We start from the raw sequence: 13641 nt of genomic DNA, 5'->3' as shown, positions 1-13641 counted from the left end.
AACGAGGTCTTCTAATTACTACGTAAGCTGGCGTAGTTATCGTACAATCGTTAAAGCGAAATCTATGCCAACTTTTAAATGCCCCTAAAAAGGCGTTATCATGCACGGTATAGTGCAAAAGGGCTGCACCATGATGGTTATGTTGCACCAATATAGTGCCTTTATGTGAACATTGGGCACTATATTGGTGCAATTTTCGTTAAATGCCCCTTTTAACGCTCCGTGAAAGCGATCACAAAGCAACTCTGCAATACTTGTTTGCGGAGGATGTTTGTGATCCTGTTTAGTCCTTCGATTAATACGTGTACAATAACGCGCTATTTCTAATGCCTGAGGCAAAGTTGTGATCGAAAATCTGCGTAACATCGCCATCATTGCTCACGTTGACCATGGTAAAACGACCCTGGTTGACAAGCTGCTGCAGCAATCCGGTACGTTCGACGAACGTGCTGAAACTCAAGAGCGTGTGATGGACTCCAACGATTTGGAGAAAGAGCGTGGGATTACCATCCTCGCTAAAAACACCGCTATCAAATGGAATGATTACCGTATCAACATCGTTGATACCCCAGGGCACGCCGACTTCGGTGGTGAAGTTGAGCGTGTGATGTCCATGGTCGATTCCGTGCTGCTGGTGGTTGACGCATTTGACGGCCCTATGCCGCAAACGCGTTTCGTGACCAAAAAAGCATTTGCCCATGGCCTGAAACCGATTGTGGTAATCAACAAAGTTGACCGTCCTGGCGCGCGTCCGGACTGGGTTGTCGATCAGGTATTCGACCTGTTCGTTAACCTGGACGCGACCGACGAGCAGCTGGACTTCCCGATCGTTTACGCTTCTGCGCTGAACGGTATCGCGGGTATGGACCACGAAGACATGGCTGAAGACATGACCCCGCTGTACCAGGCGATTGTTGACCATGTACCTGCTCCGAACGTCGATCTCGACGGTACTTTCCAGATGCAGATCTCCCAGCTCGACTACAACAACTATGTTGGTGTAATCGGCATCGGTCGTATCAAGCGCGGTAAAGTAAAACCGAACCAGCAAGTCACTATCATTGATAGCGAAGGCAAAACCCGCAACGGTAAAGTCGGCAAAGTGCTGACCCACCTGGGGCTGGAGCGTATCGATAGCGAGATCGCAGAAGCCGGCGACATCATCGCGATCACCGGTCTGGGCGAGCTGAACATCTCCGACACCATCTGCGATCCGCAGAACGTCGAAGCGCTGCCGGCACTGTCTGTTGATGAACCGACCGTAACTATGTTCTTCAACGTCAACACCTCTCCGTTCTGTGGTAAAGAAGGTAAGTACGTGACTTCACGTCAGATCCTCGACCGCCTGAACAAAGAGCTGGTGCACAACGTTGCGCTGCGCGTTGAAGAGACCGAAGACGCTGACGCATTCCGCGTTTCCGGCCGTGGTGAGCTGCACTTGTCCGTGCTTATTGAGAACATGCGTCGTGAAGGTTTCGAAATGGCGGTTTCCCGTCCGAAAGTTATCTTCCGCGAAATCGATGGTCGCAAACAAGAGCCGTTCGAAAACGTCACGCTGGACGTTGAAGAGCAGCACCAGGGTTCTGTGATGCAGGCGCTCGGCGAGCGTAAAGGCGATCTGAAAAACATGAATCCTGACGGCAAAGGCCGCGTACGTCTCGACTACGTGATCCCAAGCCGTGGTCTGATCGGCTTCCGTTCAGAGTTCATGACCATGACTTCCGGTACTGGTCTGCTGTACTCCACCTTCAGCCACTACGACGATGTTCGTCCGGGTGAAGTGGGCCAGCGTAACAACGGTGTGCTGATCTCCAACGGTCAGGGTAAAGCGGTTGCGTTCGCACTGTTCGGCCTGCAGGATCGCGGTAAGTTGTTCCTCGGTCACGGCGCGGAAGTTTACGAAGGTCAGATCATCGGTATTCACAGCCGTTCTAACGACCTGACGGTAAACTGCCTGACCGGTAAGAAACTGACCAACATGCGTGCGTCTGGTACAGACGAAGCTACGGTTCTGGTTCCGCCGATCAAGATGACCCTGGAGCAAGCTCTGGAATTCATCGATGACGACGAACTGGTAGAAGTGACCCCGCTCTCTATCCGTATTCGTAAACGTCACCTGACGGAAAACGACCGTAAACGCGCAATGCGCGGAGCGAAAGAAGAGTAATCGCTCTTTATTTGCTTGTGAAAAAGCCGCTGATTTTCAGCGGCTTTTTTTATGTCTGTATCTTCTTCGCGTGAAGCCGCGAACTATTCAAGTCAGAACTTTCCCGCTACAGTTAACTCTCCACGGCTGGCAAGGAGAGAGAAATGCTCTATATCTTTGATTTAGGTAACGTGATTGTCGACATCGACTTCAATCGGGTGCTGGGTGTCTGGAGCGATTTTAGCCGTGTGCCGCTGGCGACCTTAAAGCAGAATTTCACCATGGGCGAGCCGTTTCATCAGCATGAACGAGGGGAAATCAGCGACGAAGATTTCGCTAAAGCGCTGTGTCATGAAATGGAACTACCGCTCAGCTACGAGCAGTTTTCCACCGGCTGGCAGGCCGTGTTTGTCGCGCTGCGCAAAGAGGTCGTCGACATCATGCACAAACTGCGTGATCAGGGGCATCGGGTTGTCGTGCTGTCGAATACTAACCGGCTGCACACCACGTACTGGCCGGAACAATATCCGGAAATTCAGGCGGCGGCTGACCATATTTATCTTTCCCAGGAAATGGGGATGCGTAAGCCGGAAGCGCGAATTTATCAGCAAGTGCTGGCGCTAGAAGGTTTTTCTGCCGAAGATAGCATCTTTTTCGACGACAATGCGGATAATATCGCCGGCGCGGAACATCTGGGCATAACCAGTATTCTGGTGACGGATAAAACGACCATCCCGGACTATTTCGCGAAACAGCTATGCTAAAAAATCTGCGGCATCATGCAAAACATCGCACGCGCCCGCTTGTTGCCTGGTTGCGGTTGCTATGGCGGCGCATTGATGAAGACCATATGACGACGCTGGCGGGGAATCTCGCCTACGTCTCTTTGCTTTCGCTGGTGCCGCTGATCGCCGTGGTGTTTGCATTATTCGCTGTTTTTCCTATGTTTTCTGAAATTAGCGTCCAGTTGCGCCACTTCGTGTTTGCCAATTTCATTCCCACCACCGGCGATGTGATTCAGAACTACATTGAGCAGTTTGTGGCGAACTCCACCAAAATGACGGCGGTTGGCGCATGCGGGCTGGTGGTGACATCTCTGCTGCTGATGTACTCCATCGATTCGGCGCTAAACACCATCTGGCGCAGTACGCGTGTACGCCCGCATGTTTATTCATTTGCCGTCTACTGGATGATCCTGACGCTCGGCCCGCTGCTGGCGGGTGCCAGCCTGGCGATAAGCTCCTACTTGCTGTCGCTGCGCTGGGCCAGCGAGCTGGATAGCGTGATTGATGATGTGCTGCGCATATTTCCACTGATCCTGTCGTGGCTCTCTTTTTGGTTGCTGTACAGCATTGTGCCGACAACCCGCGTGCCGAACCGCGATGCGATTGTCGGCGCGTTTGTCGCCGCACTGCTGTTTGAGTTCGGTAAAAAGATTTTTGGTCTCTACATCACCATGTTTCCGTCTTACCAGCTCATTTATGGCGTGCTGGCTGTCATTCCCATTTTGTTCCTCTGGGTCTACTGGACCTGGTGTATCGTCTTGCTTGGCGCAGAAATAACTGTCACTCTCGGTGAATACCGAAAACTCAAAATAGCCGCACAGCAAGAAGAAGCAGACCAACCATGATTGCATTAATTCAACGTGTTTCCCGCGCGAGCGTTAGCGTGGCGGGTGAGGTGACGGGCGAAATCGGCCCTGGACTTTTGGTGTTGTTGGGCGTCGAAAGGGAAGACGATGAACAAAAAGCGAACCGCCTGTGCGAGCGCGTGCTGGGGTATCGTATTTTTGGCGACGCGGAAGGGAAGATGAATCTTAACGTCCAGCAGGCTGGTGGGAGTGTGCTGGTGGTGTCGCAATTTACGCTGGCGGCGGATACAGAACGTGGCATGCGTCCGGGGTTTTCCCGTGGCGCTGCGCCGGAAAAAGCCGAGGCGCTGTACCACTATTTTGTTGAACGTTGCCGCAGCCAGCAAATGGAAACGCAAACCGGGCGATTCGCTGCCGATATGCAGGTTTCGCTGGTCAACGACGGCCCCGTCACGTTCTGGTTGCAAGTATGAGCCAGCTTGCGGCGTGGCCCCTGGTTACAAGAGAGAGTGCTGCTATGTACCACCTTCGCGTACCGCAAACGGAAGAAGAGTTAGAGCTCTATTACCAGTTCCGCTGGGAAATGCTGCGTAAACCGCTGCATCAACCGAAAGGTTCCGAGCGTGATGGCTGGGATGCGATGGCACATCATCAGATGGTTGTCGACGAAGAGGGCAACATTGTCGCTATCGGTCGGTTGTATATCAACGCAGATAACGAAGGATCGATTCGCTTTATGGCGGTCCATCCGGACGTGCAGGAAAAAGGCCTCGGCACATTGATGGCGATGACGCTGGAGTCCGTGGCCCGCCAGGAAGGGGTGAAGCGCGTGACCTGTAGCGCCCGTGAGGATGCGGTGGCGTTCTTCGCGAAACTCGGGTTCGTCAATGAAGGGGAAATCACCGCGCCGCAAACCACGCCGGTACGCCACTTTTTGATGATCAAACCGATCGCCACGCTCGATGATATTCTGCATCGCGGCGACTGGTGCGGGCAGTTGCAGCAGGCCTGGTATCAGCATATCCCGCTGAGTGAAAAGATGGGTGTGCGTATTCAGCAGTACACCGGGCAGAAATTTATCACCACCATGCCGGAAACCGGCAACCAGAATCCGCACCACACGCTATTCGCCGGTAGCCTGTTTTCCCTGGCGACGCTTACCGGTTGGGGGCTGATCTGGCTGATGCTGCGCGAACGCCATCTCGGCGGCACCATCATCCTTGCCGATGCGCATATTCGCTATAGCACGCCGATCACCGGTAAACCGAGCGCGATTGCCGATCTTGGCTCGCTAAGCGGTGATTTGGACCGTCTGGCGCGCGGGCGCAAAGCGCGCGTTCAGCTACAGGTTGAGCTGTTTGGTGAAGATAAGCAGGGTGCGATTTTCGAAGGCATTTATATCGTCTTGCCCGCCAAACCCTTCGGCTCGTTCGAAGAGGGCGGTAACGAGGAAGAGTAAGCCGCTGCGCGCCTGACGATACAGGCGCGCAACGTCCTGCGAACCCCCCCTACTGCGCGAAGAAAAACCACGCGATTTTGATCAACCCATCCTGCACTTCATAGACGGCCATATTTTCAATCACCGACTCGCCGATGCCGTAGATTTTTTCGTGATCGAACACCTTATTGCCCATCACCGTGCGCGAGAGCAACTCGGCGCGTAATGCCGGGTTGTTAAAGCGATGCGCAGCATAAAAGGCACGTAATGCTTCAAGCCCTTGCAGCGACGGCTCAGTGGATGGCAAGCGATACGCGATAAAATCGTCGCTAAAACAGGCGGTAAACGCCTCAATATCATGGGCATTGTAAGCAGCAAACTGCTTTTCCACAGGACTTACGACAGACATCGGCTCTCCTTTTTTCACGCGGTTATATCCTGGCCACCCGTGCGGCCACGTCTCTTATCGCGTCTTTTGCGCTTTGGCTGATCCCGGCAAGCTGGAAGAATCCATGGATCACGCCCTGATATTGTGAACAAGTGCAGGTTACGCCCTGCTCGGTCATGTGCTGAAACAGGGCTTCACCCTCATCACATAGCGGGTCAAACTCTGCGGTAATGATGTGTACCGGCGGCAGACCGGAAAAATCATCGCGCCACAGCGGGCTGACATCCGGCAACAGGCGATCGGTATCGCCAAGATACATTTCATAGCCTGAAAGCAGCGCCTCGCGGGTAATCACATAATCGGAACCGTTAAAGGTATAGCTATCAAAATAGGCGGTGGCATCGAGCATCGGGTAAATCAACACCAGTTGTGCCGGTTGCCATGTCGCCGCAGCCTTCAGCCGTAGCGCCGTCACCAGCGCCAGGTGACCGCCTGCGCTATCCCCCGCAAGCGTGATACGTTTGCTGTCGATACCGAGTTTTTCGGCGTTTTTCCATACTATATCGGCACCAGATTGCGCATCATCATGTGCGGCAGGCCAGCGATAGTCTGGCGCTAAACGGTACTGCACAGCAACAACCCGGCAGCCACTATAAAAGGCCAGCTGACGCAACTGCTTATCGTGCGTGTCGAAGCCGCCGCTAATAAAACAGCCGCCGTGGTAGTAAATCAACGCGGGAAGATCACCGCTGGCGTTCTGCGGCGAAAACAGACGAAACGTCATGCCTTCAAGCGTTATATCTTCAACCTGAACGCGCGTTTCCGTTTCCCCTGCCAGCACGGTGCTGGCGACATATCCACTGCGCCGGTCATCAATACTCTTCGCCCGTGCTGACGGGCGACCGGCGGCAATAAAGTCGCTCACCAGCCCGGCAATACCTTTTTCCAGTGCCATTCCGCTAACCTTTATCTGTATAAATATCCAGCCTTTATAGCCTGGTTTAACCTGAATGGGAACGGTGATTTTTAACGCCAGCAGGCGTGAGAAGAGGGCTGGGGAAAGTGAAAACGGCTGATAACCCTTGCCTGGAAGGCAAGGGCTGGAGGCGATTATTCCCCTTCGCCGGGAAATAAAAACGGGTTGATGGAGCTGCGGGCGAAGCCTTCCTGCTCCATGCGGGCATCTAACACCAGCGAGGCCAAATCGTCCGCGACCGGCTCGACGTTCGGGTCTTTTTCCTGATACAGGATCTTCAGGTAAGTGCCGCAGTCGCCGCAGCTTTCCGCTTTGATTGCTGCCTGCTCGTTATCCAGCGACCAGTAGTGTAAATCGCGGGTTTGCTCGCAGTTGCTGCATTTGACGCGCACCACATGCCACTCGGTTTCACACAGGTTGCAGTGCAGATAGCGCAACCCTTGCGTCGTGCCAATATGCACCATGCTGGAGACCGGCATTGATCCGCACACCGGGCAGAACTGGCGCTGTTCACCATATTCCGCGCGTGCTTTGCCGGGGATCAGGCTGGCCATTTGCGCCCAGTAGAGCGACAGCGCAGCCCAGATAAAAGGCGCTTTATCGCTGCTAACGGAGGCGAAATCAGCGGCAAACAGCGCGCTGGCCATCGCTTCCAGTTCCTGCGCGGATGCCTTTTCCAGATTCTCAATGACCGCCAGCGCCGGGCCGCTCATCTCCGGCTTCAGCTCGGCGATCAGCGAATGCAGCAGTTTGTGCCAGTGCGCATCGCGCGGCAACACATGAATGCCCAGCGGCGGTTTGCCCTGTTCAGCGGCCTCTTTAATGCGCGCAGTCAGGTCGATGTGCAGGGGGTGGTCGTAAAGCACCACTTCCTGGGCATGGGCGATAAGCGCAGCAAAACGCAGATAATCACCCAGCGGGTTACTCTCTGCCAGCTCACGCAAACGCTCTGCGCGGCGGTTATAGAGATTTTTCAGTCTGGGGAATAATAACGGCGGAATAACTTCCGCCGTGCGTTTATCGCTCTTCTCCAGCTCATCTTGCGGGATTATGCGAATACTCATTCAGTCGATTTTTCCGTTGTCTTGCGAACTTCCCGGTACCAGCGCGGGTGATGTTTCTTCGCCCACGAACTGGTAACCCAGCCTTCCACCATTGCGGTTATCGTGCCTTTTACCCACAGGGCGGCGTAAATGTGCACCATAATAACCACAATTAACGCGACCGCGGCAAATGAATGCACCATCAACGCTAATCGGATCACCGGAATGGGAAACGCTGGCGCGAAGTAAGGGCGCCAGATAACCACGCCGCTTACCAGTAGCAACACCAGGAAAATAATCGCCGCCCAGAAAACACATTTCTGACCGAAATTATAGCGCCCGGTGTCACCCACTTCCTCATTGACGACGATCTTACGAATATTCTTCGCCCAAAAGATATCATCCCTATTGATGAGGTTATGGTGCCAGTAGCGGAAAAACATGATTATAAACGACGCGAACATCACCACGCCGACAAACGGATGGAGAATGCGCGCCAGCTGCGGCGTACCCAGAATCCCCATCAACCAGTTGAAGGAGGGGAAGAAAAACCCCAGCCCGCTCACCGCCGCCAGCACGAAGCAGAAGGCGGTGACCCAGTGGTTGATGCGCTCTGGCGCCGTGTAGCGCACGATGGTGTCACGTTTTTTCATTTGCGCACCTCGTCTTTCTCTTCATGCAGATTATCGTCTTCCTCTTCTGCGCGGTTCGGACCGACACCGACATAGTGGAAGATGCTGGCAGCGAAGGTCGCGGCAAAGCCGACCGCCGCAAGAGGTTTCCAGATACCTTTCCAGAACTTCACGGTAGAGCTGATTTCCGGGTTCTCCGGCAGGCCGTGATACAGATTCGGCTTGTCGGCATGATGCAGCACATACATCACGTGCGTACCGCCAACGCCTGCCGGATCGTACAGGCCCGCGTTGTCGTAACCACGGGTTTTCAGTTCCGCCACGCGCTCGCCGGCCAGCGTTTTCATATCCTCTTTAGAGCCAAAGTGGATAGCGCCGGTCGGGCAGGTTTTCACACACGCCGGTTCCTGGCCCACGGTCACGCGGTCAACACACAGCGTACATTTGTAGACGCGGTTGTCTTCCGGGTTCATGCGCGGCACGTCGAACGGACAGCCGGCGATGCAGTAACCGCAGCCGATGCACTGTTCGGACTGGAAGTCGACAATGCCATTGGCATACTGAATGATAGCCCCTTCTGACGGGCATGCTTTCAGACAGCCAGGATCGGCGCAGTGCATGCAGCCATCTTTACGGATCAGCCACTCCAGTTTGTCGTTCTGTTCCACTTCCGAGAAGCGCATGACCGTCCACGATTTGGCGGTCAAATCCGCCGGGTTGTCGTACACCCCGACGTTATGCCCCACCTCATCACGAATGTCGTTCCACTCGGAACAGGCCACCTGACAGGCTTTACAGCCAATACAGGTGGTGACGTCGATAAGCTTCGCCACTTCCTGCTGGTGATCCCGCGCCTGCGGCGCGGGAGTGAAGCCGTTAGTCGCGGAACGACGGATGATGTCTTGCGATTGATAAGCCATAAGTCGTCTCCGTTACACCTTTTCCACATTCACCAGGAACGCCTTAAACTCCGGCGTTTGGGTGTTCGCATCGCCGACAAACGGCGTTAACGTATTGGCGATAAAGCCTTTCTTCGCCACACCTTCATAACCCCAGTGGATAGGAATACCGATGGTATCGACTTCCTTACCGTGCACGTTGAGCGTGCGAATGCGTTTGGTCACCACCGCCTTGGCTTTGATATAGCCACGGTTGGAGGAGACGCGCACCGTATCGCCCTGCGTGATGCCCAGCTTGTTCGCCAGTTTCTCGCCAATTTCCACAAACTGCTCCGGCTGCGCGATTGCGTTAAGCAGCGCGTGCTTGGTCCAGTAGTGGAAGTGCTCGGTTAAACGGTAAGTGGTACCGACATACGGGAACTTATCCGCTTTACCCATCGCTTCCAGATCGCCTTTAAACACGCGGGCGGCCGGGTTGGAAACCACTTTCGGGTGCAGCGGGTTGGTGCCCAGCGGCGTTTCAAACGGCTCGTAATGTTCCGGGAACGGCCCTTCTGCCATCTTATCGAGCGCGAACAGGCGGCCCATGCCTTCCTGCTGCATGATAAACGGCCCAACATTGCTGCCAGGTGCGGCAGCGCTGTAGTCCGGAATATCCACCCCGCCCCATTTCGCACCGTCCCATTTCAGCAACTGACGCTTCGGATCCCACGGGTTGCCCTGCGGATCAGCGGAGGCGCGGTTATAGAGAATGCGGCGGTTAAGCGGCCATGCCCATGCCCAGCCCAGCGTATTGCCGAGGCCCGATGGGTCAGCGTTATCGCGGTTCGCCATCTGGTTGCCTTTCGGCGTCCAGCTCCCGGCGAAAATCCAGCAACCGCTTGCGGTGGTGCCGTCATCGCGCAGGTGAGCGAAGGTGCTCAGTTGCTCGCCTTTCTTCGCCAGCACGGTGCCGGTTGCCGGATCGATAATATCCGCCAGCGCTTTACCGTTGCTTTCCATGGCCACTTCTTCCGGCGACGGGTTTTCCGGCGTCGAGTAGTTCCAGGTCATGTTCAGCACCTGTTCCGGGTTGGCGCCGCCTTCTGCCGCGTACATTTTACGCATGCGCAGGAAGATGCCCGCCAGGATCTCGCCGTCGTTCAGCGCATCGCCCGGGGCGTCCGCGCCTTTCCAGTGCCACTGCAACCAGCGACCCGAGTTAACGATAGAACCGTTCTCTTCCGCGAAGCAGGTCGATGGCAGACGGAACACCTCGGTCTGAATTTTCGACGGATCGACGTCGTTAAATTCGCCGTGGTTCTGCCAGAAATTCGAGGTTTCGGTATTGAGCGGGTCAATGGTCACCAGGAACTTCAGTTTCGACAGTGAGGCGACAACTTTATTTTTGTTCGGGAACGACGCTACCGGGTTAAAGCCCTGGCAGATATAGCCGTTGACCTTGCCCTGGTTCATCATGTCGAAGTACTGCAGGACGTCGTAACCCTTGTCCCACTTCGGCAGCCAGTCAAAGCCCCAGCTATTTTCCGCTGTCGCTTTGTCGCCAAAGAAGGATTTCATCATCGAAACGAAGAATTTCGGGTAGTTGCCCCAGTAGTTCACCTGGCCTTCCAGCAACGGTTTTGGCGTGTTGGCGGTCAGATAGGTCTGGAGATCGGTCTGTTTTTCATTTGGCAGCGTCATATAGCCCGGCAGGCTTTGTGACAGCAGGCCAAGATCCGTCAGCCCCTGAATGTTGGAGTGACCGCGCAGGGCGTTCACACCGCCGCCTGCCATCCCCATATTGCCCAGCAGCAGCTGAATCATCGCCATGGTGCGGATGTTCTGCGCGCCAACGGAGTGCTGCGTCCAGCCAAGTGCATACAAGAACGACGCGGTTTTATCACGGGCGCTGGTTTCGGCGATGTATTCACACACCTTCAGGAAATCCGCTTTTGGCGTCCCGCAGATGTCTTCCACCACGTCCGGCGTATAGCGGGAGACGTGCGCTTTCAGCAGGTTCCATACGCAACGCGGATGGGTGAGCGTGGTATCGCGTTTGGCGAAACCTTTCTCATCCAGTTCGTAGTTCCAGCTGGTTTTGTCGTATTTACGTTTTTCCGCGTCATAGCCGGTGAACAGGCCATCTTCGAAGCCAAAATCTTCACGCACGATAAGCGTGGCGTTGGTATAGGCCTCGGTGTATTCGCGCTGATATTTTTCGTTGGTCATCAGGTACAGCAACACGCCTGACAGGAAGGCGATGTCAGTACCGGAACGAATCGGCGCATAGAAATCCGCAACAGAGGCGGTACGCGTAAAGCGCGGATCGATAACAATCAGCTTCGCGCCATTGTGGATCTTGGCTTCCATCGCCCAGCGGAATCCCACCGGATGCGCTTCTGCCGCGTTCCCCCCCATCACAACGATAAGGTTGGCGTTTTTCATGTCGACCCAGTGGTTGGTCATCGCACCGCGACCAAAAGATGGAGCAAGACTTGCTACCGTTGGTCCGTGTCAGACACGCGCCTGGTTGTCGACGGCTAACATGCCGAGTGCGCGGGTGAATTTTTGCGTTAAATAGCCGGTTTCATTACTGGATGCGGATGCGCACAGCATCCCGGTGCTCAGCCAGCGGTTGACGGTCGTCCCTTCTGCGTTTTGCGCAATATAGTTGGCGTCACGATCCGCTTTCATTAATTTGGCGATGCGGGTAAAGGCTTCATCCCACGAAATTTGTTGCCACTTATCCGAGCCTGGTGCGCGGTATTCCGGGTATTTCAGGCGGCTTTCAGAGTGGATGAAATCCACCAGACCCGCGCCTTTCGGGCACAGCGCCCCACGGTTTACCGGATGATCTGGGTCACCCTCAATATGGAAGATTGACGCTTTGGCGTTTTTTGCTCCATCGCCGAGGCTGTACATCAACAGCCCACAGCCGACGGAACAATATGTGCAGGTATTCCGGGTTTCGCGGGTGCGCAGCAGCTTATACTGCCGTGTTTCCGCGAGCGCAACACTCGGGGCAAAGCCCAGCGCCGCTGCCGTGGTTCCTGCCATACCGCCAGCGCAGATCTTAAAGAACTGCCTTCTGCTGACCTGCATGGTTTGCTCCTGGTTCGACATTACTCTTATCGTTTTTTTCTTTGCGGTGCTTTTCGCAAAGGTTCAGAATTGCTGCTAATCCCTCATATCCAGGGGGATTAGCAACGAAGAATACCACAATGTAGGTATGCTTATTCTGACGTGAAGGATTCAGAACTGCTGCTATTCCCTCTTTTCCCCAAGGGATATGCGCGGAGAATACCATAATGTCGATACGCTTGTTCGATAACGGTTAAGACAAAGTGAACGATTTGCAGACAAAAAAGCACAAAAATGCAACATCAGTCACAGGAGCCCGCGAGGTTAGCCTGTGGAAACGCATTGATTTGCAACATGCCGTGCCGGATATGCTGGCCGAAGAAGTGCCTGTCGCGCTGGTGTACAACGGCATTTCGCATGTGGTGATGATGGCGTCACCCAAGGATCTTGAACTCTTCGCGATCGGCTTCTCCTTATCCGAAGGGATTATCGAAAACGCATCAGACATTTACGGGATGGATGTGGTCCCCTCCTGCAACGGCCTTGAAGTGCAAATTGAGCTCTCCAGCCGCCGTTTTATGGGCTTAAAAGAGCGGCGACGCGCGCTGGCCGGGCGCACCGGTTGCGGCGTATGTGGTGTCGAGCAGCTCAATGACATTGGCAAGCCCATCGCGCCGCTGCCTTTTACCCAAGCCTTTGATTTACAGGCGCTGGATGCCGGTCTGGCGCACTTAACCGATTTTCAGCCTGTCGGGCAGCTCACCGGCTGCACGCACGCCGCCGCCTGGATGCTGCCATCCGGTGAGTTAGCGGGGGGGCATGAAGATGTCGGGCGTCATGTGGCGCTGGATAAGCTGCTTGGTCATCGCGCCCGTGAAGCGCAAACCTGGGCGAGCGGTGCGGTGCTGGTTTCCAGCCGCGCCAGCTATGAGATGGTGCAAAAGTCGGCCATGTGCGGTGTCGAAATCCTGTTTGCCGTCTCCGCCGCCACAACGCTGGCGGTGGAAGTGGCGCAGCGCTGTAACCTGACGCTGGTGGGTTTTTGCAAGCCAGGCAGGGCAACAATCTATACCCATCCGCAGCGATTAATGGGTGTATAGGTTAGTCAAAAAAGTTGAATGTTGAGAACAAATCCTTCCGCTTTTTGTTGTGAGTAAACAGGACTACTCTTTATTTCATCGAGGCACGGTGCCTCACTCCAACAAATTAACGTAAGGGTTTATATCATGAAAAGCATCAAAACTTTTGTCGCAGTTATCGCCCTGGCTACTTCTTTTGGTTCTTTCGCTGCCCAGTCCGTGACCGCAACTGATTTAACGCTGAGCGGTGCTGAAGCAAAAATTGCGGCACAGGCTCAACAGGCTGGCGCATCTTCTTACCAGATCACTGAAGCGTATACCGGCAACCAGGTTCACATGACCGCCGAACTGAACAAATAAGTCACGTTTTCCTGTCGAAAGAGCGC

At 54.7% G+C, this 13641-nt stretch carries 13 protein-coding genes; 7 read left to right on the top strand and 6 right to left on the bottom strand.

Annotated elements, in window-relative coordinates; genetic code table 11:
- The first annotated feature begins 343 nt into the window (after positions 1–343).
- The 5 genes from typA to fabY all read left to right on the top strand — a co-directional run bounded on the left by typA (position 344) and on the right by fabY (position 5196).
- Positions 344–2167 carry a ribosome-dependent GTPase TypA gene (gene typA / locus DFO56_RS22995; RefSeq protein ID WP_017460103.1) on the top strand — a complete coding sequence of 608 codons (1824 nt, stop codon included), beginning with the start codon at positions 344–346 and terminating at the stop codon, positions 2165–2167.
- Positions 2168–2310: 143 nt separating this feature from the next.
- Positions 2311–2910 (top strand): glucose-1-phosphatase, encoded by a 600-nt coding sequence (yihX, locus tag DFO56_RS22990; protein WP_045512418.1) that lies wholly within the window; start codon positions 2311–2313, stop codon positions 2908–2910.
- Positions 2904–3776, top strand: a complete 873-nt coding sequence (locus tag DFO56_RS22985) for a virulence factor BrkB family protein (protein ID WP_020455891.1) — start codon at positions 2904–2906, stop codon at positions 3774–3776. Before yihX ends, DFO56_RS22985 begins: the two co-directional genes overlap by 7 nt.
- Complete coding sequence (gene dtd / locus DFO56_RS22980) at positions 3773–4210, top strand: D-aminoacyl-tRNA deacylase (RefSeq protein WP_017459695.1); 438 nt, start codon at positions 3773–3775, stop codon at positions 4208–4210. Before DFO56_RS22985 ends, dtd begins: the two co-directional genes overlap by 4 nt.
- Before the next feature lie 44 nt (positions 4211–4254).
- Positions 4255–5196, top strand: a complete 942-nt coding sequence (fabY, locus tag DFO56_RS22975) for a fatty acid biosynthesis protein FabY (protein WP_020455892.1) — start codon at positions 4255–4257, stop codon at positions 5194–5196.
- A 49-nt stretch (positions 5197–5245) separates the two neighbouring features.
- Here fabY and DFO56_RS22970 read toward each other — a convergent pair whose 3' ends face one another.
- From DFO56_RS22970 to fdnG, 6 genes are all read right to left on the bottom strand, one after another.
- A complete protein-coding gene (locus DFO56_RS22970; RefSeq protein ID WP_045512415.1) occupies positions 5246–5584 on the bottom strand; it encodes a nuclear transport factor 2 family protein in 339 nt (112 codons plus the stop codon).
- Positions 5585–5606: 22 nt separating this feature from the next.
- Positions 5607–6518: an alpha/beta hydrolase gene (locus DFO56_RS22965; protein WP_045512413.1), complete on the bottom strand. Its 912-nt coding sequence runs from the start codon at positions 6516–6518 to the stop codon at positions 5607–5609.
- Between the two features lie 155 nt (positions 6519–6673).
- Positions 6674–7603, bottom strand: coding sequence for a formate dehydrogenase accessory protein FdhE (fdhE, locus tag DFO56_RS22960; RefSeq protein WP_045512411.1), 930 nt, complete (start codon positions 7601–7603; stop codon positions 6674–6676).
- Entirely contained in the window at positions 7600–8235 is a 636-nt protein-coding gene (gene fdoI / locus DFO56_RS22955; RefSeq protein WP_017459690.1) for a formate dehydrogenase cytochrome b556 subunit, read from the bottom strand. The genes fdhE and fdoI overlap by 4 nt, the downstream gene beginning before the upstream one ends.
- Entirely contained in the window at positions 8232–9134 is a 903-nt protein-coding gene (gene fdxH / locus DFO56_RS22950; protein WP_017459689.1) for a formate dehydrogenase subunit beta, read from the bottom strand. The genes fdoI and fdxH overlap by 4 nt, the downstream gene beginning before the upstream one ends.
- 12 nt (positions 9135–9146) lie before the next feature.
- The gene (gene fdnG / locus DFO56_RS22945; RefSeq protein ID WP_147271697.1) at positions 9147–12197 is read right to left on the bottom strand and encodes a formate dehydrogenase-N subunit alpha; all 3051 of its coding nucleotides are present in this window, start codon (positions 12195–12197) and stop codon (positions 9147–9149) included.
- 242 nt (positions 12198–12439) lie between these two features.
- Here fdnG and fdhD point away from each other — a divergent pair, with 242 nt between their 5' ends.
- The gene (fdhD, locus tag DFO56_RS22935) at positions 12440–13276 is read left to right on the top strand and encodes a formate dehydrogenase accessory sulfurtransferase FdhD (RefSeq protein WP_045512405.1); all 837 of its coding nucleotides are present in this window, start codon (positions 12440–12442) and stop codon (positions 13274–13276) included.
- A 126-nt stretch (positions 13277–13402) separates the two neighbouring features.
- Complete coding sequence (locus tag DFO56_RS22930; RefSeq protein WP_017460122.1) at positions 13403–13615, top strand: YdgH/BhsA/McbA-like domain containing protein; 213 nt, start codon at positions 13403–13405, stop codon at positions 13613–13615.
- The last annotated feature ends 26 nt before the right edge of the window (positions 13616–13641 follow it).

The organism is Kosakonia sp. AG348 (assembly GCF_003337365.1).
GTDB lineage: Bacteria > Pseudomonadota > Gammaproteobacteria > Enterobacterales > Enterobacteriaceae > Kosakonia.
The sequence above is the reverse complement of the archived record's forward strand: the minus strand, read 5'-3'. Positions and strand labels throughout refer to the sequence as shown.